This is a genomic window from Haloarcula amylovorans, from assembly GCF_004681185.1.
Taxonomy (GTDB): domain Archaea; phylum Halobacteriota; class Halobacteria; order Halobacteriales; family Haloarculaceae; genus Haloarcula; species Haloarcula amylovorans.
Genome location: NZ_SRIF01000003.1, coordinates 33,229 through 58,865 on the forward strand (window position 1 = coordinate 33,229; position 25,637 = coordinate 58,865).

16 protein-coding genes are annotated in these 25,637 nt (G+C 52.6%); 9 read left to right on the forward strand and 7 right to left on the reverse strand.

Translation table 11 applies throughout. The annotated features are described in order from the left end of the window. Position 1 precedes the first annotated feature (1 nt). Together E4S61_RS14750 and E4S61_RS14755 are read right to left on the reverse strand one after the other, a co-directional pair. Complete coding sequence (locus E4S61_RS14750) at positions 2-1,423, reverse strand: hypothetical protein (protein ID WP_135304740.1); 1,422 nt, start codon at positions 1,421-1,423, stop codon at positions 2-4. Between the two features lie 342 nt (positions 1,424-1,765). After that, on the reverse strand, positions 1,766-2,836 hold the full coding sequence (locus tag E4S61_RS14755; protein ID WP_135304741.1) for an alkaline phosphatase family protein: 1,071 nt from the start codon (positions 2,834-2,836) through the stop codon (positions 1,766-1,768). A 179-nt stretch (positions 2,837-3,015) separates the two neighbouring features. Here E4S61_RS14755 and E4S61_RS14760 point away from each other — a divergent pair, with 179 nt between their 5' ends. The 3 genes from E4S61_RS14760 (at position 3,016) to E4S61_RS14770 (ending at position 6,781) form a co-directional block, all read left to right on the forward strand. Next, positions 3,016-4,542: a flippase gene (locus E4S61_RS14760; protein WP_135304742.1), complete on the forward strand. Its 1,527-nt coding sequence runs from the start codon at positions 3,016-3,018 to the stop codon at positions 4,540-4,542. An 85-nt stretch (positions 4,543-4,627) separates the two neighbouring features. Then, entirely contained in the window at positions 4,628-5,506 is an 879-nt protein-coding gene (locus tag E4S61_RS14765) for a glycosyltransferase family 2 protein (RefSeq protein WP_135304743.1), read from the forward strand. Positions 5,507-5,614: 108 nt separating this feature from the next. Beyond that, the gene (locus E4S61_RS14770) at positions 5,615-6,781 is read left to right on the forward strand and encodes a glycosyltransferase family 4 protein (protein ID WP_209309503.1); all 1,167 of its coding nucleotides are present in this window, start codon (positions 5,615-5,617) and stop codon (positions 6,779-6,781) included. Positions 6,782-8,191: 1,410 nt separating this feature from the next. Here E4S61_RS14770 and E4S61_RS14775 read toward each other — a convergent pair. Together E4S61_RS14775 and E4S61_RS14780 are read right to left on the reverse strand one after the other, a co-directional pair. After that, on the reverse strand, positions 8,192-8,443 hold the full coding sequence (locus E4S61_RS14775) for a hypothetical protein (protein WP_135304744.1): 252 nt from the start codon (positions 8,441-8,443) through the stop codon (positions 8,192-8,194). Next, entirely contained in the window at positions 8,440-8,733 is a 294-nt protein-coding gene (locus E4S61_RS14780; protein ID WP_135304745.1) for a thioredoxin domain-containing protein, read from the reverse strand. Before E4S61_RS14780 ends, E4S61_RS14775 begins: the two co-directional genes overlap by 4 nt. Positions 8,734-8,878: 145 nt before the next feature. Between E4S61_RS14780 and E4S61_RS14785 the strand changes: the two genes are divergently transcribed. Further along, a complete protein-coding gene (locus E4S61_RS14785) occupies positions 8,879-9,094 on the forward strand; it encodes a winged helix-turn-helix domain-containing protein (RefSeq protein ID WP_135304746.1) in 216 nt (71 codons plus the stop codon). Here the strand turns inward: E4S61_RS14785 and E4S61_RS14790 are convergent. Further along, positions 9,091-9,336 carry a MarR family winged helix-turn-helix transcriptional regulator gene (locus E4S61_RS14790; RefSeq protein ID WP_135304747.1) on the reverse strand — a complete coding sequence of 82 codons (246 nt, stop codon included), beginning with the start codon at positions 9,334-9,336 and terminating at the stop codon, positions 9,091-9,093. The two genes, E4S61_RS14785 and E4S61_RS14790, sit on opposite strands and share 4 nt — an antisense overlap. 291 nt (positions 9,337-9,627) lie before the next feature. Here E4S61_RS14790 and E4S61_RS14795 point away from each other — a divergent pair, with 291 nt between their 5' ends. From E4S61_RS14795 to E4S61_RS14805, 3 genes are all read left to right on the forward strand, one after another. Further along, positions 9,628-9,942, forward strand: a complete 315-nt coding sequence (locus E4S61_RS14795) for a PadR family transcriptional regulator (RefSeq protein ID WP_135304748.1) — start codon at positions 9,628-9,630, stop codon at positions 9,940-9,942. Between the two features lie 111 nt (positions 9,943-10,053). After that, positions 10,054-10,923: a hypothetical protein gene (locus tag E4S61_RS14800; RefSeq protein ID WP_135304749.1), complete on the forward strand. Its 870-nt coding sequence runs from the start codon at positions 10,054-10,056 to the stop codon at positions 10,921-10,923. A 657-nt stretch (positions 10,924-11,580) separates the two neighbouring features. Further along, the gene (locus E4S61_RS14805) at positions 11,581-12,972 is read left to right on the forward strand and encodes an ATP-binding protein (RefSeq protein WP_135304750.1); all 1,392 of its coding nucleotides are present in this window, start codon (positions 11,581-11,583) and stop codon (positions 12,970-12,972) included. Between the two features lie 272 nt (positions 12,973-13,244). On the opposite strand, the gene E4S61_RS25865 is transcribed toward E4S61_RS14805, so the two are convergent. Together E4S61_RS25865 and E4S61_RS25870 are read right to left on the reverse strand one after the other, a co-directional pair. Further along, positions 13,245-13,499 (reverse strand): hypothetical protein, encoded by a 255-nt coding sequence (locus tag E4S61_RS25865; protein WP_209309504.1) that lies wholly within the window; start codon positions 13,497-13,499, stop codon positions 13,245-13,247. 75 nt (positions 13,500-13,574) lie between these two features. Next, entirely contained in the window at positions 13,575-13,718 is a 144-nt protein-coding gene (locus E4S61_RS25870) for a hypothetical protein (protein ID WP_209309505.1), read from the reverse strand. A 1,134-nt stretch (positions 13,719-14,852) separates the two neighbouring features. On the opposite strand from E4S61_RS25870, the gene E4S61_RS26175 reads away from it, so the two are divergent. Beyond that, positions 14,853-23,090: a malectin domain-containing carbohydrate-binding protein gene (locus E4S61_RS26175; RefSeq protein WP_394346452.1), complete on the forward strand. Its 8,238-nt coding sequence runs from the start codon at positions 14,853-14,855 to the stop codon at positions 23,088-23,090. A 4-nt stretch (positions 23,091-23,094) separates the two neighbouring features. Beyond that, the gene (locus tag E4S61_RS14820; protein WP_167768515.1) at positions 23,095-25,578 is read left to right on the forward strand and encodes an NPCBM/NEW2 domain-containing protein; all 2,484 of its coding nucleotides are present in this window, start codon (positions 23,095-23,097) and stop codon (positions 25,576-25,578) included. Positions 25,579-25,637 lie beyond the last annotated feature (59 nt).

A 25,637-nucleotide genomic window follows, 5' to 3' on the forward strand; every position in this document is an offset into this window, starting at 1 on the left:
GCTAAGATATATATATATTCGTGTCGTTATTCGAGTAAATATGGTTAATTTTTGTATCAGACTCAAGATCACTCCGCACATCATATAGGATTCTCCAAGATTGAATGGGACCTCGATATACTTTTTGACCATTTCGGAACAATAAATACTTGAAATCTTCCTGCCCGAGAGTTCGCTCTATGATTGGTTTTGAAACGCTTCTAAAGTTGTTCGGTTGCTCATTCTGTATCTGCCAGGGAATGCGCTCGTGAGCCAAGTACGAATCAGTATGGACGGGCCCTGAAGTGTAACGTATACTAAACAATTTTGAATCAATTTCTGGCTGGGTAAGGTAATATCGCTGCCGATCTGGTCCATCTTTTATTGTGACACCAGAGAATGTTTGGGTAGATACTAGAACCAAGACTAGTACAATATATGCAAACCGAGTAATATCAGCGTTAGTATGCGAGAATAGTCCAGATATGAGCAATATTACAAACGGAGCAGTAAAAACGGTCCACCTAGCGTTACCTGCTGGAATCGCCCCGGGGGCTAAATAATTAAGGGCGAAGAGCAATAAGGTTGCTCCGGCAGCTGATAGAACGTATATACTATTTTCGAAGTCCTTAATAACTGTTATTAGTCCCGCTATCCCGGCTAAGAAAAAGTATATATATTGATATTTTATAGCCCAGATATATTCCAGTAAGTTATTTGGTTCGAATATTGGGTCAGCTGCGAATATAGTTTGTATCGCAGGATTAGTTAGCGCTTTTTTGCCGAAAAGTGAAACAATAGGATATGCTATGAAATCTGTGACGACTGCCATCTGTACAGCTGTCAAAACAACTAAAATTAGTGTTGTATATGATAATGCCCGGACTTCATCAAAAGAATTTGCAATACTGTAGCCAGATAACAACCCCGAAAATGTTTTTACTGCTAGTAATGATGATAAGCAGACTAGTGGTATTAGGAGACCAAGTTTGTGGGAAAACATTGAGGCCAAAAAGATGATCAAAAGACATACAGTAGAAGAGAACGATTTTTCGGATATTTCCGAGGTTAGAATGGCAATAATTGGTAAAAATACCACTACTAATGTTTGGGCAATTGGGTAAAATGATCTCACCATCGTCGTCGGCTCAAACATAATAAGGGAAGCCGCGAGAAGTCCAACAGTTCGGTTATTCCAAATTTTCATAGCTAATGTGTGGACAGAAAGTGGCATAATAACACCGACTATAATTGGATATATAATTAAGCTTTGAGAGGCTGATATATCCCCTACCTGGTTATATATGACAGATGATATAATAAAGAGAGGAGAATTCTTGTAGTAGGGGCTTGCAATTATGTTAGCTGTCCCAGATCGGCTCACCTGATGTATCTGCCATGCATACCAGTCTGGGTCAATTCCGTAAAGAGATGCGGGAAACATAAATATATATGCCTTCCAAATTACAGAAAATAGGATAATTATTGACAGTAATTCGTTTGAATGCTGTCGTTGGGATACTACTATAACAATGAGTGCCGATTCTGACAGTAACAAAACAAGAGGAATACCTGGATACAATGCCCCTGTAATCTGTGAATGTATGATACCAAGTGATAGTAGTATGAACAAAATTGACACAAGAACACTATTTTTCCTATTTCTCATAGTGCCTCTGACTCCCGCTTTACATTCTGAGAAATATCTATTCATGTAACAATATGAAGCAAGAATAATTAATTCGCACTGGTTTTCTGAATATGGGTCCGATATGTCTATCTCGCATTAATCTAAGTACCCCAGCTCTTGCAGCCGGTCAACCACAGTGCTATCTTTACTACTTGGTTCATTAATCATGCTATCTTCTTTATTTGGGATCGCCTTTTTGTGTTTAATCCCATCTATTTCTGCCCAGGGCACTAGTCGAACATATGGATGTTCAAACCCATGACCGAACCTGCTATACTCACCTAATGCTTCTCCATGGTCGCCGATAATAACTGTTCTGTCGAAATTCGACTTTTTTACTAAACGAGCGACTGAGTCCAAGGCACGGACTATGTTTGCATCATACAAATCTAAAAGTTCAGACCGGGAGATATTCCCAGTTTTCGCTCGTTCCCATATATCTGCTGCGAGAGCGCCGCCTTTCAACCGAGAATCGAGTGCTTCTCTCTTATCAAGTTCTTTGACTTGACCGATATATGGGGCGTGCGGTTGGAAATAATGAACAACTGACCGTGATGGTTGTTTAGCTCGGAAAATCGATAAGGCCTCTTCTGTAACTGGTTCCGGAGGACAAACTCCTATTTCTTCGTCCCACTCTGTTCGCCATACCTCTATAATCTGATTCAAATGGTCAGCAGGAACGTACCCATCGTACTTCTGCTTTAACCGATCGCCTGTAGCAGCTACCCCCTGGGCTTTAGCAGTATCGTTGGAATCAAATTTAAATTCGGTGTTGTTTATTGGAGCGGCAGCAGTGATATAAGGATAATCGTATTCTTTAGGCCAGATTTCTCTAACGTAATTAAATGTATCGAGTCCTGATGCGACTACTGGTTCAACTTCACCATCAAAGTACTCATCAAAGACTGCAGAGAACCTGTCGTACCGACATGCATCTAAAACAATTAACAGCCAACTCTGTTCTTCAGTCTGTAATTGCTGAATCTTTTCTTTTTGTTGTGGATAATTCCGGACAACATAGTTACCATGCACTTCTGCAAGTGGTTGTTTAATGTTCTTACTTAGATACCATGAAGCTAGATCTGGGTTTTGGCGAGCTGATTCAACTAGGCCTATACCATTTTTAACTGCTGTATATGCCCTTGAATAAGGTGAAGATTTTCTCATGAGTCTCTCTTGTCGGGGGAGTTAAAATATTCTTTTCTAATTCATATCCAGATTTTGACCCCTACAAAAGCGCTGGGAGATTCTCCGAATATATATTGTCTCTATTTCTATGCTATCTCTATGCTTGGTTGGATAGGGATAAGTGGTGGACTAGTATAGGGGATAATGGATACAACAAAATGACCTCCTCTGGTGATTCAAATGACAGCTTGTTTATTGAGGTTGATAGTATTACAGAAGGTGCAGGATTGTTCTTAGGTGGAAATCTTTTCAGTCAAGGTATTGATTTTGTCAAAACCATCCTACTAACGCAGTTTCTTGGCGCAAGTTTGTATGGCATTTTTGCGTATGTGGTAACTCTTTTCTCTGTAGTTCGCGTTCTTACCCGACTTGGCAGTGATTCGGCTATTCTCCGATTTCTCCCAGAATTTGAGGATAAACATCACAAGCAGCGACGGTTCGTAACGCTGGCATACGCGACTGGGCTTTTTGCGAGTATAATCGTAGCAGCTGCCCTTTTCATCACTGCGCCTATAATTTCGCACTATACACTTGATAATCCTCTATTTGTAGACATTCTAAAAATAACTGCAATTGTACTGCCTTTCAGCACTACGTCCGAGATCTCGTGTGCCATATTCAAAAGCATAAATAAACAGATATATGATGTATGCATTTCTTCTATTATCAAACCTATATTTAGATTATTATTCACAAGTATTGCCCTCATATTAGGACTTTCATTATACGGTGTAGCTGCTGCCTTTGTTGTGGCAGGTATATTAACATTTATATCTTCAATCGTTATAATTTGGGAAAAAACTCATTTCCAATATCCAGTCATTCCTACACTAAATGAAACTAGAAAATACTATGATTACTCTATCCCGCTAACCTTTAATCAGTTTGGGGGTTTCCTTTACAACCGAGCTGATCTTCTAATGGTGGGCATTTTTTTATCGGAGCAAGTTGTCGGTATCTATAAGATCTCGGTAGTTCTCTCTGGTTTCCTTTTACTCCCACTTGCTGGATTCAACCAGCTTTTTCCACCAATTGCCTCCCAGCTTTATCAAGAAGGTAAGACTGATCGGCTTGAAACAATATATTCTCATATATCTAGATTAATATTAATATTCACTTTATTTCCGGCAGCAGTTATATTCGTATTCCCTGCGGATATATTAGTCATTTTTGGTAAGGAATTTACCAGGGGAAGTACCGTAGTGGCAGTGTTTGTGATAGCCCAAATGGCAAATATTGTCGTCGGTCCAAGTGGGTACGTACTAATGATGACTGATCACCAGTATCTAACATCAGTAAATACCTTGGCTTCTGGGATGCTTAATATAGTACTGAACTATGTATTAATTCTAAAGTTCGGTTTTATTGGAGCTGCTGTAGCTACAGCGAGTGTTCTCTCGTTTGTAAATATTGCGAGGGTTATTGAGGTATGGTATTTAGAAGGGATTTCACCATATAATGGGGCATATTTAACCGCGTTATTATCCGGAATTGGATCGGGGCTGTCAATGTACAGCATTTCGTTGATTGTTCCGTCTCGTTATGCTATGATCGCGGGGATAATAACAGGTGCTACTGTATATGGCGTTCTTCTTTCGACTATTGGTCTTCAGGATAAAGATCGGCAGTTATTAAAAGGCATTCTAAGCCGAATTGATACCGAATTATCTTTTTCACTACGATAGAAGTATCATGACTCTGTTGGTTTTGATAGCATTTCAACATTGAGATCATAAAGAATTTGCATATCGGCTGGATCTTAAGAATAACATGGGTGTTACTGCTGGTGTCCCTGTACTAAAGAGATCATCTGCTCTCGCTTCTTTTTTAGAGAGTGTAGAACAAACTAATATTGAATCTGTAATTGTCGCAGATAACGGATATAAGGATGATCGAACAGAAATTTACAACCGAGAATATCCTTTTGATCTTACTGTTCTGGACTTAGAATTTGATATTGGTATTGGTGCTTGCCGGTATGCGATCGCAGAAGAATTTTCTAATGACTATCTCTTGGTTGCTGATTGCGATATGGAGGTTCCGAAGAACGTGTCCGTTCTAGTCGATATATTGGAAAACGAATCTGAACTCGGCGGTGTGAGCGGAATTCTTCAAGAAAGAGGTCGGTTTCGTTCAGGTTCCAGAAATCTTTTTGAGCAGCCGATGTTCGGTGGCGGGACTTCGCTCGTGATTGGTATCGAGTCTTGCCCGGCAGTAGAACAGATATCTGGCCACTTTGTGGTACGATTTGACTTCCTCACAAATGCAGCCGTAATCCGTAATGAATGTATCAAAGACTATTCTTGGGACAGTAATCTTCCAGATAAAGAACATTTGGATTTTTATCTCGGTCAATTTCACGATACAGAATGGGAGTTTGGCGTCTGTCCCGAGGTTCACTTTATACACAATAAAGGATGCAATGAAGTATATCGGGAAGAATATCGTAATAACGAGGATAGACAGAAGAAAGCTGATGAAATTTTCCAGGAAAAATGGGGGTACGACAAGATCTGGTCTAAACCACGTACTGAGTGGTTGGACACAAATAATACTACAGAATTAGATTTCCACTCTATTTTCCGGTCCCAGATCCCACTGAAGTACCAGATACTTCTCCACGATCTACGATTAAAATATTTTGAGTAGACTACTCAGTGACTACTGGTTACTCTATTTTGGATATAATAGTTAGAAGGATGGAGGTGGTTTACTCAAACCATAGCTGTTATATCTATATCAAAAAAAGCATATTGTGTGCAGGGGTCAATTCGTATCCTCCACAGTCTGACTGATCCTAGGGTAGGAGGCCCACAGATTCGTTCGCTGAATGTCGCAAAGAAACTACGAGAACATAATGTTGAAACTGTATTTCTTCTCCCTAGAGGAACAGACTCGTTCGAAAAAAAGGCTCTCGAAAAAGGGTTCCAAGTTGTTCGACCTGATCTTTACCGTCCAAAGGGTCTGTCTCAGATGGGAGAGAATCTTCAGTACGTAATCCACCTTTACCGTGGCATTAGGCAGATATGCCAAATAATCAAAGGTCAGAACATTGATATAGTTCACGCCGGAATGACTATCAACTATCAAGCGTCCCTCGCGGCATATTGGTCTTCGGTCCCCCTTGTTTGGTTTTTTAATGACACCTCACTACCGATACCACTTAAACAGATTTCGGCCAACATGGGCAGACTCATGGCAGATGAATTAACGGTTGCTGCAGATGCAGTTCATGAATATTATTTCTCTAAATATACTAATACAAAAAAACTATATCCGCCAGTGGATGTTGATGAGTTTCATCCATCTAATGTTGGTAAATCAAACCCAGATCTGCATACGGAATTAGGTATTAAACAAAACGTCCCAATTATTGGTACTGTAGGAAACATCAACCCTCTAAAGGGACATGAATATTTATTAAAGTCAATTAGGAACGTCCGCAATCAGAGGAAGAACATAGCTGTGCCTATTGTAGGTCAAATACTTGATTCTAGAAAAGCGTACTACAATCGAATCTCTGGTCTACAAAATGACTTGGATCTCAACGATTGTGTTTCATTTCTCGGATATAGGTCTGATATTCCTAAGATCTTGTCGCAGTTTGACATATTTGTTCTCCCTTCAGTAGCTGAGGCTTGCCCGATCTCGGTACTGGAGGCCATGTCTCTGGAGATACCGATAGTCGCAACCGATGTTGGTGGAGTCTCTGAACAAATAGTTGATGGTGAGTCAGGATGGATAGTCCCCGCTAAGGACCCGACCGCGCTGGCAGATGCGATTTGCGAGGTATTGGATAATCCTGAGATTGCCGATTATCGGGCCCGGTGCGCGCGAAAGAGAGTAGTTGAGCGTTTCTCGATTAAAGCGTGTGTGGAGCGACACCTCGCAGTTTACGAATCAGCACTTTCACGAAACAATTGATGATTTTGTTGTTAAAGCAGAGTAGTTATAATCAGATGACCACTGTACTTAACACAACTGACAGATGTAAACGGTACAATTGTTCTGTCCAGGGCTATTGACCGACCACTCAATATATACTGCACTGAGACCACAATTAGTGTTCTGAACGGTGGAAAGATACAGACGAAACGGTAGTACTTGGAACACTTTAATGTATGGCCAATGACGGTCATATTAACCAATAATATATATTAGTAAATCATCGTTCCACGACTACCGTCCCAAGTCACTACAGACGTATCTGGCCTCTAGTGGATGGTTTGTTAATTTAATTGTCGCAGTTACATGCTGGTTCCCAGACCACGAAGGCGTCGGCCACAGGTTTAATCCAGCCAACGTGTGATCCTAAAGGACTATAATGGTTTACTGCGGTCTCATGTGGAGGGCGTTCAGTGTGGTCTGATTCGGCAGATGACATCCCTCTAGTTGGGGACATCCTCTGCGGTGCGAGCGCGTATGACGAGAGCAACTTAAGTTATCCCGTAATCGAGGACGATAGCCCTGTTCAGGCCGCTAAGCGTAGTGTGAATACAGGTCGGTCAGAGTGTCCTCATGGAAGTGGCAGTGCTTGACGAGCGAACCTCTTGTCCGTCGCCGTTTGATATGACCTCGCTGTGGTCGCTTACGTGGACGATCAGCGTCTCATCTTCCATGCCACGGGACCGGAGGACGGACTGTATGCGCTCAACTCTGCAATCGATTCATCGATGCCATGGAGGCTCCCTTTCGCATTTTCTTTAAGTCCACACCGGTCTCCCCAAAATACTCTGCAGCTGTCGTCTTGGACCAATACTGATTGTAGTCGTGCTGTCCATACGGAGCGTGGCCGCCGGGAGCTGTCAGGAACAGAGCACTGTGTGGCTGCCTGGCCATGGTTGTGGTCTGCAATTCGTAAGCGTGGTTGAATATCGCCAATCGTGGTCTGGTGACTTTGTACCACTCATTTAAACGTTGCTTTTCGCAGCTGGGACCAACGAAAGGTACCAAATATCGTTCGACACATCATAAATCAGACACCACACATTAATAGACTAGGTCAGATTGCCCGTTCCCTCCACATGGCTGTGGGGTCCCCGCTATTTACTGAATAGCCATTTATTATACTTCGATATACTCTTTCCCAAATATATTTGGATATTATTCTTATAACAGCGTTACTTCTAATTGGGAGGAAAAATCACAGATAAACCGATAGCTCAAGGATCCGTCTGTAACCCTGACTCAATCCCGAGCCATGGGCCCGTATATATAGTCCGTTCACGCAAAGCTGGTCCTATCAACCTGCAGTACTCCCTGAACCCTAGGGTCGATGAAAGTGGCCCCAATCTAGAAAGTGAGTAACAACGGTGGACGATCGCATGCCGGTAGCTACACGGTTGCGGTAACGTGCTGATACTCGGCTTGCGACGGTGTCGGCTGCAGCGTCAATTCAGCTAGTGCTAACTCTCGAAGTACTTCGGGCGGAACTCCTGTCGTCTCACGAAGCACTGCTTCGAGCGTCCACGCGTCATACTGACTGGCGTTGGGTGCGATCACGTCGACGGCCGCAGTCGGCACTTCTTCACGAATTGCTCGTGCAGCACTCTGCACTTGTTCCCGTTGTTCGACGGTACAGCTCATGCTTCGACACCTCCCAAGAGATCGTCGATCAGTGAGCCACCGACGTTGGGTCCGACGTCCCAACCACGGTTCTGGCGTGCGTGTTCGCACCAATCACGAAGCGTCCCTAGCGGCGTCTCATCGAGATCGAACTTCTCAGCCTCCAGATTCTCGTCAACAACGACGACTGCATACTCGTAGCTGTCCCAGTAGTGGGCAGCCTCGTCGCCGTCGACGCCAACGAAAAGCGGGCGCTGAGTCAGTCGATCGCGGGCGATACGTTCTTGTGGATTGGCTTGCGTAGTTACCATTGGTTCTGCCCGGAACCGCACGCCTCGGTGCTCTAACACCGGGGCGATTTCGTGAAAATCGCCCAGTAACGCGTGTGTTCCTACTATTGGACACGTGTCCAATATTCAAAAAACCTTTGTCTCGTATCTACATATAGATTGAACGATGGTAGCGAATAGAGATCGGCTCACGGCAGAAGAAGTTCTACAGCAATTCGAAAAGACAGATGCGCCGTTCCTTACTGCGACTGAGATTGCTGATGAATTAGACGTTCAGCGCCAAGCTATCCATTATAGACTCCAGAAACTACTCGATGAAGGTGCTGTTGAACGTAAAGAAGCGGGAAGCAGAGCGGTCGGTTGGTGGCGCGTTCAAGACTAGCTTCTGGCGATTTCGTTCTGCCCCTCTTCTGTGAGCCAGTAGACGACTGCACGAGCGCCTACTTCCCGCTCGTCAATCCATCCATTTTCAACGAGGCCATCCAGTATCTGGTTCACTCTTTGCCGGCTGTATGGGAGTTTTTCTGTGAGTTCAGAGGCGGTAACGATTGGATCGGGGGACAGAGCGATCTCTTTGAGAATATCTGTGTCAGAAACACGCTGGTCTGGGCCACGATCTCCCATCTATACCGGGTATACTCGCTCATGATAATTTATAACTTCGCTGATAACTATGGACACGAGAATAATATTATACACGTGGAAAACAATAAGTGGAGTCGGACTTATATCGTGAGATAGACGGCGCCCACACCGACCGACGGCGTCGCACTAACCCATGATTGATGAGCCCACCCACGATAAGTCGCATCGCTCGCCAGCGCACGCCTGGAGAACCCCAGACCACTGCAGTCGCCGCCACACCCAGCTTGCCCACCCAAGCCCCAAACACTCCGACAAAGCTGGAGCTCCAGCATGACGATCCACGACCTCACGGGCTTCCAACGGGACATCCTGCAAGCCATCGCGGCCGTCGACGAGGAACCCTATGGTCTCGCGCTCAAGGACTACCTCGACGAGCGCTACGGCGAGCCGATCAACCACAGTCGTCTCTACCAGAACCTCGATACACTCGTCGACGTGGACCTCGTCAATCGTGACCCGCTTGATGACCGCACGAACGCATATACCCTGACCGACGCTGGCCAGCACCAACTCACTCGCTACGCGGAGACGCTCGCCACGCTGTGTCCCGTGTCCCGCCCCGTCGCTGACGGTGGATCCCACTAATGTCGACCAGCCCAGCCTCTCTCGCCTGGTAACCCGGCATACTCTCCCGATACCAATCGCCCGTACCGTGGTCGGTCGCCCTGGTTCGATTCCGGGACGGGCGCTGCAGCGATGTCTGACCCAATTGCCACTCCCGACAGTACCGCCGACGACAACGACGCGGCCCTCGCCGACGCTCTCGATATGACCATCGGCCAGGATGAGCCCGCCCTCGAGGACCTCGTTACGCAACTGGCCGACCGCGAGATTGACCCACTCGTCGTACAGCTGCTCAAAACGCTCGTCGACACGGTCGCTGACCTTCAGGATACCATCGACGACCTCAAAACCGATCAAGAACGCACCCACGATATCGCAACCACAGCCAGTGCCACCAGCGAACAGAACGCGTCCCAGATAGACGACCTCGAAACCCAACAAGAACAGACCCACGAGGTGGCGAAAAGTGCCATCGCCAAGGCCCAACAACTCGAAGCCGACACTGACCAGCAAGAAGACGCCGAGCAACTCCCAGCTGGCATCGAACCCAGTTCCTCACCACTCGATTTCTTCGCGAACTGCCGCAGCCAGAAGATCAAGACGCTGTTCGTCGAAAAATCCAACCGCCAAAACACTTACCGGGCGATCAACGTCGCGAAACGCTGGCCCGAGTTCGCCACCGAACGGACTGATGGGAGTGGTGTGTTCTTCACGAAGAGTGATGTCGAAGATGCCCTGTTAGCGGAACTGGGGTCGATGCCCCATCGTCAGACGATCAAACGGGTCTGGGACAAACTCCAAGAGTTGGGTGGCACGGATCTCGTCCATAAGACGCGGCAGGTTGGCCGCAAGCAAGACCAGACCGAACTACTAGCGATGGACACAGAGACCGCTGAGGGCTTGCTGGATAAGCGCTACGTCGGGCTGGATCTCTTGGATGGGAGCGAGGACAAAGCAACCACGGGCGGTGTCACGCCCGTTGTGACGGGCGCAGATGAGTGATCCCGTGACGACGGTGAACTGAGGAGAGAACTGGCTCCGACCGAACCGTGGGAACACGATGGCACGTGTCCTGCCGTCGTCGACACTGCTGTTTGTTAGCTGCAGGACTGGGCGGGCGCCCTCTTGTTCAGACGCCGAGAGAGTGTACATAACACGAGAGAGGCGACGGCAGTATTCGACGCCGTCACAACTGGTGTGACGGACACAGGCGGATCTCTGATAGCAGCTCATCTCTACGATACTCACTACGTCGCTAACCAACAGCCTATTGTGGTCTTGTTGGTTAGCCATCGTCGCTTTGGCGGCTCTCCCAGCGTTAGCAATTCGGGTCGACCGATGACGCCCTCTTCGGCGGCAGACATCTTCTGCGGTGCGGGTGCAGTCAACGGAAGCGGCCGGAACAATCTTGGAAGGGACCGATAGCTCGCCTTCGATCGTCACTCCCATGACTGCTACTGAAGTGGCGTCCGACACCACGTCGGCAGAACAAGTATTCACTGACAAGCCCACCCCATCAGGGATGGGAGGATGTCATTGGTCCAACTCCTAATTATCCGTTAACTCAGAGTAGCCAAATCAGAGTACGATAATCTAGAGTATCATACTTCAGAGTATGATTCTACGAAGTATTATTATTGTCGAGGTAGTGCAGTCACTATGGCCGAATTTGTGAACCGAACGGAGGAACTCTCTCGCCTCCACGCCCTCTATGACTCAGACGACGCCGAACTCGCGGTGATATTCGGACGGCGACGGCTCGGGAAAACCGCGCTCATCAAGCAATCCGTCCGACAGGACGACGATACCGTCGTCTATCAAGCGAAGCAAAAAACGACCGCCCTCCAACTCCGGCAGTTCATCGACGCGGCCGCGGAATCCTACCCCGGCGTGGAACGAATCCGGGAAGAGTGGGAAAGTATTCTCAGTTACCTCGCCGAACAGGACGCGATCATCGTTCTCGACGAGTTCCCGTACCTCGTCGAACAAGATGAGAGCCTCCCATCCGTGCTGCAGGCCATGTTCGACCACGAACTCGACGACTCGGCGGCGACGTTCGTCCTCGTCGGGTCATCAATCAGCATGATGGAAGAAGCGGCCCTGCTCGGGAATAGCCCGCTGTACGGCCGCTCGTCGCTCAAGCTCGATATTCGACAGCTCCCGTTCGACGCAGCGATGGAATTTTTCGACGATAGCTACACCGCAGACGAACAAGTTTGCACATGGGGAATCTTTGGCGGCGTCCCGTACTACTTAGAAGAGGTTTCGTCCGACGCCACGCTCGCTGAGAACGTTCAGCGGACGATTCTCTCCCGGCATGGCACCCTCCACGACGAACCGGACTACGTGCTCCGCATGGAACTCACCGAACCGACGCGGTACTTCTCCATTTTGGAGGCCATCGCCGGTGGGCACACGAGTCGAAACGAGATCGCCGGAACGACCGGGATCGACTATAACCAACTCTCGAAGTATCTCAACCGTCTGTCTCGACTCCGCCTTGTCGATCAACACGTCCCGGTAACCGAACAGAAAGAACGGAGCAAACGCAGTCGGTACCGCATCAGAGACCCATTCTTCCGCTTTTGGTTCCGCTTCGTCTACGGCACCGGCGAGCAATACGACCAACTCGGCGCGGACGCCTATGACGCGCTCGTCGAACCGGAGTTAGCCGACTTTGTGAGCCGGTCGTTCGAAGACCTGTGCTGTTCGGCCCTCCGCACGCTCTATCCAGAGCACACGATTACCGAAACCGGCCAGTGGTGGTACAGCGACCACGAAATTGATGTCGTCGGGCTCACGACCGACGAGACGCTGATCGTCGGCGAATGCAAGTTCCAGCAGTCACCGCTCGGCTACGACGCGTTCTCGACGCTTCGGGAGCATGTTGCGGAACTCCGCTGGACGCCGCCTGACGGCGGTGACCGGATCGAGGAGTATGCCCTTTTCTCGCGAAACGGATTCAAACCCTCCGTCGAGGAAGCGGCCGCCGAGCGGACCGACCTTCGACTGTTCACGGTCGACGACGTCGTCGCAGCCGTGAGTTCGTAATCTGACTGAGCGATGCAGGCCACGGATAGAACCCCGATCTCAGTGTCTCTCAATTGAAATCCTATTCTTCAGATACTCACGTGAAACAGCCGGTAGGGTTGCGAGGTGACCAGTGCGAATCCGATCAGATTGCGTCAAGATTCGGAGCGTCGTACTGAACACGGAGCGCATAGTCAGCACGTTCCGACCGTAATCGAGGAGCATTGGCGATTGCTTATCTACAGAGAAAATCTGTATCTCGGACGCCGTCGGGCAGGCTGAAGTGACTGGGATCACTCCTCGCGTTTGCCGTACGTTTCCTCACCCCAACCATAGTCAGACGCTTCGTCGGCCCGTTCGAGGTAGTTCTCCAATACCTCCTGTACCGTTCGGCCAAGGTCGTCCAGCTCACCGTCGATCATCGAAACCGTGCTCGAATCGAGCGACTCAGTCGCATCTCGCTCCCGCCAGTCGTCCGGAATCGTTGGGGGGTCGAAGCGAAGGCGGTCTTCGGTTGGATCCCAGTAGAAGTCGAACGCCTGGAACAAGCCGAGGTCGCTGACGATTCGAACGTGCTCTTCATCGAGACTCGTGTACTCGGTCCACTCATTGAATCCCTCCTTCTACGTACCCTCCTGAAGCAAGTCTTCGATGTCCTCGCGGTAGAAGTCCTCTGACCCCAGCGTCTCTTCTTGCCACTCGAACCCATGCGGCATTCCTCGGTTCGAGAGGTCTGGTGGTTCCGGGACTTCTATATCGAGCGCCATACCAGTGGTTTCTCTGGTAACACAATAAAGCCCGTAGCAGTTCCAAACGAGACAGAATGAACTAGGAACACAGTGGTCATGTGGGTGGCATCAGGACGAAACCCATGAGAATCTGGGCCCGAGCTATTTCCAAGTAGATCATAAAACATGGTCAGCATCGCACCGTGAATCTGCATCCTTCACAGATTCGAATCCGATGGCAATCCTCGAAACCTGTCTTCGGGAGCTTCGAGACCGCGCCCGAGTCTCCCTGAAAGTGTCCGTTCGAATTCGTAGAGCTGCTATGCATGGGGTCGGCCACCACTATCTCTTGCTTGGGTCGGGGAATTCGTTTTGAAGCACCCCCTCAGACAGTAATCCGAATCGGCTACTGCCACCCTCTTCGGCGGAGGACATCTTCTGCGGTGCGGGTGCGGCTGCGGTGGACAGAAATGCCGAGTTGCCCTGTCACGGGGTTTGTAACTGATTGTACCACTAACTAACTCAAACAAAGAGACACGACAGTGAAGGGAGTGGCCGGGCAGACAGTGCCCGGCAGTGAATGAGGTACGGGCACACTGATGAGGGGGGACTTCAGTAGCCCGTACAGCTCCTTATTACGTCAACATAAATATTCCTTGTGTTAGTTTTACCGTATAGGGAACACAAAAAGTGGGTAGTGGCTTCGAAACGACCGACTAATAGCAATAGCAATCTACGAGGACGCAACCGCTCTGAAAGGAAGAGCCTGCGACAGCAAAAAATCCACGTTGATAGCCGTCTCAGGACACGATTCGGAAGTTCATGGCTTTGGTTCTAGTCTTCAGATCTGGTGTAATGTAGTCTATACTGTTAGCTGTCGGACAATGAAGGGGTGGGTAGCATCTCGTAACCGGGGACTGAACATGTCGCTAACACAGCTTTAGCAGCGGCGAAGAATTTGGACAAATGACAATATTTATTCAAAGATAGACTGCAAATTTGGAATTTGTCTGGTCAGTTAACTACATAGAACTATTCAAAGACACGTTAACAGATACTCTCAGAGCAATAGGACTTCTATATTATATATCATATAGTCCATAACAATACGGCTTTTCTTGGTTGGGTTCCGGCATAGCAGGTGAGCAAATCTTGCAACAAAAACGGGAGAAAGTGATAGCAGTATTGTTCTCGGCGCTGATGCTGACATCAGTGTTTGCCGGGACAGTTGCCGTGTCTGGGGTGGCTGCAGCCGAGTCTCATTCTCGGGACAAGCCAGCGATGGACCTCGGGGCGGCTGTCGATCAAGATCAGCGAACGGTCGATGTCTCCACGTCCGCTGTGGACGCGGGTTCGACGCGTGACCGCACAGCAGGGTATTCGCGGGTCGCTGGGCCCGGGCTGGCGGCACTCCAAGAACCAGGATTTCAGACAGAAACAGTCAAGCAAGGGTTGAACCAGCCCACTGCGATGACGTTCCTGCCCGATGGACGGGCGTTGCTGTTACAGAAGGGTGGTGACGTTCTCATTGTCGATCCGGCAACCGGGGACTCGTCTACGTACATGACTGTGTCTGATCTCGACACGGCGGGGGAGGAAGGTCTAATCGACATCACCCTCGACCCGAACTTCGAGCAGAACAATCACATATATATCTACTACACGCCGGAGTCCAGCAGCAAAAACCGGATTGCACGGTTCACCCATCAAGAGAACAACGGCGGATTAACCAGTAGTGCCGATACAGCGAGCGAATTCGTTGTGTGGGAAGACAACAACGAGCGCCAGAACAACTACCATCACGGCGGTGGGCTTGACTTCGGACCCGATGGGAAGCTCTATCTGACGATCGGTGAGGAAGTAGTCGGCTCACAAGCACAGGACCTGACGCAAGCGGGCGGATCGGTTATCCGCGTCAACAAGGACGGAACTATCCCACAAGATAACCCGTTCGTCGACGGTCCAGGCGGGAACGTCGATGCGATCTGGGCGTACGGTTTGCGAAACCCGTTCCGCGCTGAGTGGGACCTCCAGAGTGAGAACCCACGCTACTATATCGCCGAAGTCGGTGGCAACCAGCAGTCGACGGCCCAAGAGGATCTCCACATTGGAGAGAAGGGCGCGAACTACGGCTGGCCCGACTGCGAAGGGACGTGTAGCGACCCAGCGTACACTGATGCGCTCTACACCTACCCACACGAGGGATCGGGGGCTTCGATAACCGGCGGTGTCGTCTATCATGGCGACCAATTCCCAAGCCAGTACGATGGAGCCTACTTCTTCGCCGATTACGTCCGGGGCTGGATGAAGTACCTCACCTTCGACGACAGTGGTAACGTCAGCAGTGTCACCATGTTTGACGACGACGTGGGTTCAGTCGTCGAAATCGATCAAGGCCCCAATGGCTCGTTGTACTACCTCGATATCGCCTCGGGGACGCTGAAACGTGTCTCGCACGATGGAACAACTGACGCCGAACCAACGATCGATGCACCAGAGAACGTCTTCGTTGACGAAGGAGAAAGCAAACAACTCTCGATTAGTGCATCGGATGCAGACGGCGACTCACTGACCCTCGCAGCGTCGAACCTGCCCGACTTCGCCTCGTTCACTGACAACGGTGACGGCACGGGGACTCTATCACTGTCCCCGTCCGCTGGCGATGCAGGCCAGTACCAGATGACGATCAGCGCCAACGATGGGGATGATACGACCAGCAAGACCATTACAATCTCTGTCTTAGAACCCGGCGCCGAACAGGTCGTCCACCGAATCCACGCGGGCAGTGGGGCGATCGATGCAATTGACAATGGCCCTGACTGGACGTCGGACTCCCAGTATATGCAGACGGCGGGCGATACGTCCGACTGGACGGGGACGACCTACTCGGTCGGGTCCTCGGTCCCAGCGAGCACGCCCGATTCGGTCTTCGAAACGGAACGCTACCCGACTGGTGGCAGCACGATTGATTACGATCTGCCGGCGACGCAGGGTGAGACCTACGAAGTCCGCCTGTACTTCATCGAGCAGTACAGCCAGGCCCAGAACCCCGGTGATCGGGTCTTTGACGTGACTGCCGAGGGCGACACGAAACTGAACGACTACGACACTGTCGCTGATGTCGGCTATAAGAACGCGACGATGAAGTCGTTCAACGTCACCGCCGATGATGGCACGCTCGACCTCGCGTTCACGCAGGACGGCGGGTCGGCAAACCCGTTCATGTACGGCGTCGAAGTTGTCAAACCTGGTGACGATAGCCAGAATCAGGCCCCCAACGCTGCATTCTCCTACTCGCCGTCCGGTCCTAGCGTCGACGAAACGGTGACGTTCGACGCATCGGGATCGAGCGACTCGGACGGGTCAGTCCAGTCCTACAAGTGGGACTTCGATGGCGACGGCCAGACCGATGCGACGGGCCAGACCACGTCCCACGCCTTCACTACCAGCGGTGACACGACGGTGACGCTCACCGTCACTGACGATAGCGGTGCGACCGCAACCGAAACGAAGCAGGTTACTGTGTCGTCGACTGACGGCCAGCAGACCCTCTATCGAGTCAATGCTGGCGGCCCAGAGCTGCCGGCGACCGACGGTGGACCAACTTGGACGGCTGACAGTGCCAGCGCCCAGAGCCAATATCTCGTCGATGGTGGTGGCACGACGAACTGGAACACCTTCGAAACTGGTGAGCTCAACTACTCGGTTGGGACGGCAGTTCCACCGAGCACGCCTGACGCCGTCTTCGAGTACGAACGCTACGAGACGGACGGCGACCTCCAGTGGGCCTTCCCGGTCACGCAGGGTGACACCTACGAGGTCCGCCTGTATATGATTGAGCAGTACAGCGAAGCTGAGCCGGCTAACGACCGTGTCCTTGACGTAACTTCGGAGGGCGAGACGAAGCTGAACGACTACAACGTGGTCAGCGACGTCGGCTACAAGAACGGGACCATGAAGACCTTCGAGGCCACTGCCGACAACGGCACCCTCGATATCACAATCGCACAGGACGGCGGAAACCACAACGCGAACGTCTTCGGTATCGAGATCGTTGAGGCGGGCGCGAATCAGCCGCCGGAAGCGACGATCGAAATGCCGGCTGACGGGTCGTCCTTCCAAGCTGGCGACAACGTGACCTTCGCTGGCTCGGCGACGGACCCAGAGGACGGCTCCTTAGATGGATCCCAGCTCGAATGGCAGGTCCGGTTCCTGCACAATGAGCACTGGCACCCATACCTAGATTCGCAGTCCGGGAGCAGTGGGAACTTCACGGTCCCGACGAGTGGACACGACTTCCACGACGACACCGCCTACCAGATCAACCTCACGGCGACGGATGCCGACGGTGCGACTGATACTGAGACGGTAGTTATCGAGCCTGACAAGGTTAACGTGACGCTGGACACGCAGCCCAGCGGGCTTGACTTGTACCTCGATGGCATCCCACGTACGACGCCGTACGTCCACGATACGCTGATCGACTTCCAGCATACGGTCAGCGCACCGCAGACCCAATGTGTCAACGGCACCCAGTACGAGTTCGATAGCTGGTCCGACGGTAGCCCAGCTGAGCGTACGATTACGGCACCCGACTCTGATGTCTCGTATACGGCTGTGTATACCGAGGTCGGACAATGTGGGGATAACGAGGTCCAGAGTATCGCTGACGCAGTCGCAAGTCAGAACGCACCCACCGACATTATCGGCCTCCAGGAGATCCAGCTGGCGGTTAACTGGTGGGCCAGCGAGGAGCCGGTGCCCGGAACTGACGGGAAAACCATCGGCCAGCTGGAAATCCAGCAACTCGTCAACATGTGGGCGACGAATGCGACCATTGGCGACGGAAACCAGTCACCAACGGCGGATTTCCACGTCCACGACCCAGTCGCCGGACAGTCGGCGACCTACCACGCCGAAGCCACTGACGATGACGGCTCGATCACCCAGTATGAGTGGGACTTCGATGGTGACGGCACCTTCGAGGAATCCACCACGACCGCGCAGATCCAGCACACCTTCGATTCAGCCGGCGACTATCAGGTGACGCTGCGCGTTACTGACGACGATGGTGCGACTGAGACGGTGACCAAGACTGTCTCGGTGAGCGAACAGCAGACCGCACAGGTCATGTATCGCGTCAACGCTGGCGGCCCGGAACTGCAGGCAGCTGACGATGGACCGAACTGGACGGTCGACAACGCGAGCGATCAAAGCCAAAGTCCGTACCTCGTCGGCGACGGTGACGTGACGGTTCACGACCAGCAGTTCAACGTGACCGATAGTGTCCCGTCGAGTACGCCCTCGCAGTTGTTTGTGACCGAACGCTACGTCGGGCAAGAGATGTCATGGGACTTCCCGGCTACCGCTGGCGATACCTACGAAGTTCGGCTATACTACATCGAACAGTGGGCGCCAAATGCACAGGAAGGCGACCGTATCTTCGATGTCAATATCGACGGTCAGACCGTTCAGAACGACTATGACGTGATGGCCGATGTCGGGTTCGATAACGCGACGATGAAGAGCTTCACCGTTACTGCCGACGACGGCACTCTCGATATTGACTTCGCGCAGGATGGCGGGACCGCCTACCCACTAATCTACGGTATCGAAATCATCAAGCCGGGTGACGGCAGCGGGAACCAAGCACCGATCGCATCCGTTTCTCCGTCGGCTACCGATGTTGAGACCGGCCAAACCGTCGATTTCGACGCGGCAGCGTCGAGCGACCCTGATGGGTCTATCGCGAGTTACGAGTGGGATTTCGACGGCGATGGGACGACCGATGCGACCGGCGAACAAGTCTCACACGCCTTCCAGAGTGCTGGTACCTACCAAGTTACCCTCACGGTTACCGACAATGACGGCGCGACCGCGACGACCACCGAGCAGGTCAGCGTCTCGGCGCCCGCCGAGGAAGGCAGTGCCAGTATCTCGCTCAACGAAGGCAACAACAACATCGATACGAGTACCTGGAAAACCGGTGCAGTCGAGGTCGAAAACACCGGCGACAAACAAATCGAGTCGGTGACGTTCGACCTCTCGACGGCAGCCATGCCCGATATCGTCTTCGGTCCGCTGACCGACAGTGGGACGCCGGGTAATGCGGTTAAGGACGCCTCGGGCGCGGGTGGGTTCCAGACGACGTACAGCCAACCCCACGATGGCAATCCCGACGACGGCTACGACGCACTGACGCTCACGTTCGATAACTTCGAACCGGGAGAGACGTTCACCGCCTCGCTCGACACGGACGCCACGAGTATCAAAGGCGCTACGCCGATCCAACAGGGGCTCGAGATTTCCGGCCTCGAGACGACTGGGACTACCGTGACAATCGAATACGCCGACGGGACAACGCAGACGACGACGCCGTTCAGCGACGGCAGTGCGGCAGGCGCCGTCGCGACGGCCAAATCGGATGTGCCGGCAGCGCCGACTCTCAACGTTCAGGATGTGACCCTCAACGAGAGTGCGCTCGACGCTCGACATAGTGCTGCGACCGTCTCGTCGGCCCAACAGACCATCGAGATCAGCGGGGAACCTGGTTCGACCGTTCGAGTGCTTCGCTTCGAGGGTGAACTGAATCTCGAGGACGTGAGTGGGTACGATCTCGAACCCTACGAGGCGAATCGAATCCTGAACTTCGACGAACAGACGGTCACGCTCGACAGCAACGGCGAGGCGACCGTCGACATGACGCTCACGAACAGCAGCGCGAACGGCGGCCTCAACTACGTCGTTGCGACTGTCGAAGACGATCAGGGCGACACTGGTCTCACCTCGGATCCGGTTGTCCTTGACTATGACCAGAATGCCGGTAGTCAGCCGTCTGACGCGGAGGCGACGGTGGAGATTACAACCACCGAAGACGCCTTCCCGTCGGGGATGGTTGCGCTCCAGCACGCCACCACCTACTTCGAGGACTCTGTGACGATCTCGAACTCGGGGGACGTGCCGATCGAATCGGTAACGATCGACAAGGAAACGGCCATCCTGCCAGACTTCGTGTATGACCCAACAGCCTGTGCGGGTGATGGTGGCTGTAATCCTGGGAACACGGATCTGCGCATCGTAAACGAGGGCGGTACCGGCTTGGCTAGCCACCAGTTCCTCGAACCGAAGAATGGACAAGACGGAACTGACGGCTACGAGCAACTCCAGCTCAACTTCGACGACTTCCAGTCCGGGGAAACGATCGGCATTGCGACGGACGGCGACCCGAACAGCATCAAGGGCGGCGGCGGCGCACAATCTGAACTCGCTGGCCCCGAATCGGGCATCGACCTAACTGGTGCCACGGTTACGGTCGAATACGCGGATGGTACGACGTCGTCTGTCAACACCTTCAATAACGGGTCGCTCGCAGGCTCGACGGCCGTCGCGCGGACTGATACGTCGATGGCACCGACTCTCGGCGTTCAGGATGTCTCGCTGTCGTCGACGACGCTCTCCGAGCGCCACACCGCGGCGACAGTCGGTGACGACAGCCAGACGATCGTTGTCACCGGGCAGCCCGGAACCTCGGTCCAGTTGATGCACGCAGAGTCGACCCTGTTGCTCGAAGATGTCCCCGAGTACAACGGCTCTCCCGGCTACGACATTGAGGCATATGAGGCGAACAACGTCGAGAACTACACTATCAAGTCGGTCGACCTCGGCGCCGACGGTGAGGCTACCGTCAATGTGACGCTCACTGACCTCGAAGGCGAACTCACGAGTCCGGCAGACGACAGCGGCTTCAACTACTTCGTTGCCGCAAGCGAAGGAACGAATGGCCAGACCACGACCTCGAACGTTGTCGTATTGAAGTACGAGCCGGGCGCGAACGACCCGACACTCGATCCGGTGAGCGACCAGTTCCTCGAGGAGGGCCAGACTGAACAGCTCACCGTCAGCGCCACCGATCCGAATGGTGACGCGCTATCGCTGTCAGCGTCGAACCTGCCAAGCTTCGCGAGTATCACCGACAATGGCGATGGGACGGGAACGCTGACGCTCGCCCCACAGTCTGGCGACGCTGGTCAATACCAGTTCACGCTTACTGCCACTGACGGGCAGGCGACTGACTCGCAGACAGTCACCGTCTCGGTCAGCGAACCTGGTCAAGCGCAGGTCATCCATCGCTTGCACGCTGGGAGTGGGACGGTTGCAGCAATCGACAACGGTCCTGACTGGGCATCGGACTCCCAGTATATGCAGACGGCGGGCGATACGTCTGACTGGACGGGGACCACCTACAATGTCGGGTCCTCGGTCCCAGCGAGCACGCCCGATGCGGTGTTCGAGACCGAGCGGTATCCCACCGGCGGAAGCACGATTGATTACGATCTGCCGGCGACGCAGGGTGAGACCTACGAAGTCCGCCTCTACTTCATCGAACAGTACAACGAGGCCCAGAACCCCGGTGACCGGGTCTTCGACGTGACTGCTGAAGGCCAGACGAAGCTGAACGACTACGATACCGTCGCTGATGTCGGCTATAAGAACGCGACGATGAAGTCGTTCAACGTCACCGCCGATGATGGCACGCTCGACCTCACGTTCTCCAAAGAGAGCGGGAGTCAGAATCCGTTCATGTACGGAATCGAGGTCGTCAAGCCCGGTGACGACAGTCAAAACCAGGCGCCAAATGCGTCGTTCACTGCCGCAACTACTGATGTCGAGACCGGCCAAGCTGTCGATTTCGACGCGAATGCGTCGAGCGATTCCGACGGCTCAATCGCGAGCTACGAGTGGGACTTCGACAGTGATGGGACCACCGATGCGACCAGTGAACAGGTCTCTCACGCGTTCTCGACCGCGGGAACGTATCAAGTGGCCCTCACTGTTACCGACGACGACGGTGCGACCAACACCACCACGACCACGATCACCGTCAGCGAGCCTGCAACCAACCAGGTCCTCTACCGCGTCAATACGGGCGGATCCGAGATCACCATGACGGATAGTCCCGACTGGACCGCTGACAACAACACTGCCCAGAGTCAGTATCTAGAGGTCGGAGCCGACCTCACGGAACACGATCAGCAGTTCAACGTTACTGACAGTGTTCCAGCAGATACGCCGGACCAGATCTTCGTCACCGAGCGCTGGCCGACGAGTGGCTCAACGTTAGAATATGCGTTCCCGGCCACCACCGGTGAGAGCTACGAGGTTCGCCTCTACTTCATCGAACAGTGGGAGCCCAACAATCAGGAGGGCACGCGAATCTTTGACGTGACCGCTGAGGGCCAGACCAAACTGAATGACTACGACATCATGACCGACGTTGGCTTCGACAACGCAACGACGAAGTCCTTCGAAGTCACCGCCGACGACGGCACGCTCGACCTCTCGATCGTGCAAGACGGCGGGTCGGCGAGTCCGTTCATCTATGGTATCGAGATCGTCCAGGAGGGGAGCTGATACCATGGACGAACAAAACACTGTGACGAACGACTCAGCGTCCGATTCGAGGCCTACGGATAGGGGCATCAGTCGCAGAGACGTGCTCCGCGGAACGTCGGCCCTCGGTGTCGCCGGTATGGCGTCACGTCTCCCCGTCGGGCGGGCCCAAGCGGCCCCTGATGACACCACCTTCGTGAGCGTCCCGGATATGTACAACTGGGACATTGCCAACCCCCAGTCCGGATGGGAAGACGCAATTGACTGGTTCTTCACCCAACTCACGTCCGTAGAGGGCGCCGAATTCGCTCTCTCTGCGGGGGATATCATGGACGCCCGCTGGTGGACCGACAAACAGCAGGTGCAGACGCGGGCAGATGAATACTGGGGCGGATACAAACAGCGGTTCGAAGACAGTAATCTCCCAGTGTACGTCGCGCCCGGTGATCACGAACGGGGCGACAACGACTGGCCGGACTGGAAGCTAGATCTGGTCCCCACGTTCGAACAGAAATTCGTGGAGATCTTCGATCACCCGACTAACGGCCCGGCAGGAAAAGAGGAATTGGCGTACTACTTCGTCAAAGACAACGCGCTCTTCGTCACGGTTGACACGTGGGAGCTGAAAAATGGCGAGGCACATCTGAGCGTTACAGGCGACCAACTCACGTGGTTCGAAAATATCCTCTCGAACCATCAAGACAAGGACTTCATCATCGTTCAGGGTCATGTCCCGGTAATTTCAGGTGTCAACACCCGAAATTCAAGCGGGCTGTACCTTGAGGGTGGCCAGTCGTCGGAGTTCTGGCAGGTGATGAAGCAGTACGGGGTTGATGCGTACCTGTGTGGCGAACACCACGCTATCACCACCGACAAGGTGGATGGTATCTGGCAGATCGTCCATGGATCCCTCTGGGGAACGCACACGAATCTGAACTATCTCGTGGGCACCGTAGGGTCAGACACTCTCGAACTCGAACTCAAGGAATTCGATGTCAATTACGGCGGGGGGTACATCGATCACATTAACCGGAGTGATACGAATGCACCCCGCGAGACCGTCACCATCTCTGACAGCAGTAAACAGAACGGGCCAACAACCGTTGAGTCAATCACTATCGACAACTCGACGTCTGACGACCCGAGTGGTGGGGGCTGTCCGGTTTTCAAAACCACGCCTGACCAGACCGGAAATGGAAACGATGGCGCGCTTGAAGGGGCTGTATCACAGGTGTCCGGCAAGGACGGCAAAGGAATAGAGTTCAACGGCGGGTACATTAGCGTAGAGGAAAGCTCAAGCCTTGATGTCCAGCAGCCGCCGTTCACGGTAGAGTGCTGGGTGAAACCTACTGATCCGAACGCAGGTGGCAACGGGTACGAACCATATGTGACGAAGGTCGGCGAGACCGGACAGTATTCGCTCCATCGGACGTCACTGGACAATGAAGCGAATGGTCAACTCGAGTTCGCGGTGAACTCTGGAGGGGAGTTCTACACGCCTCGAGCTCCGGTGCCCGACGACTGGCAAGGGACTTGGCACCACCTCGCCGGCGTCTACGATGGTAGCGCGGTCAAACTCTATGTTGACGGTACGGAGAAGGACAGTGTCTCACTATCCAGTCCGCTTACAGCCACGACAAGTCCGGTTGAGATTGGCCGTAACTTCGGGAACCCGACGCGAAAACTCACGGCTGGCACGGTCATCGACCGAGTGCGGATCCATCGAGCAGGGCTCACTGCGAGCGAACTCGACCAATCGGACCCTGCTGGAAGTGCAAACCCTGTCCTCTGGTTTGACTTCGAGTCAATCAACACCGACGCGACTGGTGCACCGACAAGTGACACCTATCTCAGCGATATCGAAGCGATCGATTTCACTGTCGGCTACACCTTCGACGATTTCGGCAGAAACGAGGCTGTCACCGGAAACCCACTGCAAGTGGATGGACAAACCTATGATAAGGGCATCGGGACGCACGCAACATCCGAGATCCGGTATTGCCTCGATCAGAAGGTAGCCCGGTTCACGGCGATGGTCGGCATGGACGAGAAAGGCGGCGAGTTCACTGGCGGAGCTGCAGGCGGGAACGGGGTCGTCTTCCGGGTGCTTGGTGATGGACAGATTCTCGCCGAGAAGGGACCGGTGACCCATGATATGGGAACCATGTCTGTTGATGTTGATGTATCCGACGTCAGTGTACTCTCGCTCGTCGCCGATGGGAACGGCGATACGTCCTATGATCACGCCGACTGGATCGAGGCACAGGTCACCACCCAGACGATCCCAGAAGCCATCGCAGGGGCTGACGGGACGATCACTCTCTCCGAAATCCAGATTGCGATCGATTGGTGGTCGGCTGGCGATCCGGTTCCTGGAACAGGCGGTGAGACAATCGGATTCAACGAGATGCTAGAGCTCATCGACCTGTGGGCGACAGGCGAGTCCGTCAATAGTGACAGCGGTACCACGAGCCAGTCGCTTGAGCTGACCGGATATGGGGGCAACTGATCCATGAGACAAGCGGAGCCGATAGAAAGAATTCCAAGACTATTCGCACGCCCCCCTCC

Coding starts and splice junctions, on each gene's coding strand:
- E4S61_RS14750 (WP_135304740.1), bottom strand. CDS start 1,423: ATGTTTCCCGCATCTCTTTACGGAATTGACCCAGACTGGTATGCATGG.
- E4S61_RS14755 (WP_135304741.1), bottom strand. CDS start 2,836: ATGAGAAAATCTTCACCTTATTCAAGGGCATATACAGCAGTTAAAAAT.
- E4S61_RS14760 (WP_135304742.1), top strand. CDS start 3,016: ATGACCTCCTCTGGTGATTCAAATGACAGCTTGTTTATTGAGGTTGAT.
- E4S61_RS14765 (WP_135304743.1), top strand. CDS start 4,628: ATGGGTGTTACTGCTGGTGTCCCTGTACTAAAGAGATCATCTGCTCTC.
- E4S61_RS14775 (WP_135304744.1), bottom strand. CDS start 8,443: ATGAGCTGTACCGTCGAACAACGGGAACAAGTGCAGAGTGCTGCACGA.
- E4S61_RS14780 (WP_135304745.1), bottom strand. CDS start 8,733: ATGGTAACTACGCAAGCCAATCCACAAGAACGTATCGCCCGCGATCGA.
- E4S61_RS14785 (WP_135304746.1), top strand. CDS start 8,879: ATGGTAGCGAATAGAGATCGGCTCACGGCAGAAGAAGTTCTACAGCAA.
- E4S61_RS14790 (WP_135304747.1), bottom strand. CDS start 9,336: ATGGGAGATCGTGGCCCAGACCAGCGTGTTTCTGACACAGATATTCTC.
- E4S61_RS14795 (WP_135304748.1), top strand. CDS start 9,628: ATGACGATCCACGACCTCACGGGCTTCCAACGGGACATCCTGCAAGCC.
- E4S61_RS14800 (WP_135304749.1), top strand. CDS start 10,054: ATGTCTGACCCAATTGCCACTCCCGACAGTACCGCCGACGACAACGAC.
- E4S61_RS14805 (WP_135304750.1), top strand. CDS start 11,581: ATGGCCGAATTTGTGAACCGAACGGAGGAACTCTCTCGCCTCCACGCC.
- E4S61_RS25870 (WP_209309505.1), bottom strand. CDS start 13,718: ATGGCGCTCGATATAGAAGTCCCGGAACCACCAGACCTCTCGAACCGA.
- E4S61_RS14820 (WP_167768515.1), top strand. CDS start 23,095: ATGGACGAACAAAACACTGTGACGAACGACTCAGCGTCCGATTCGAGG.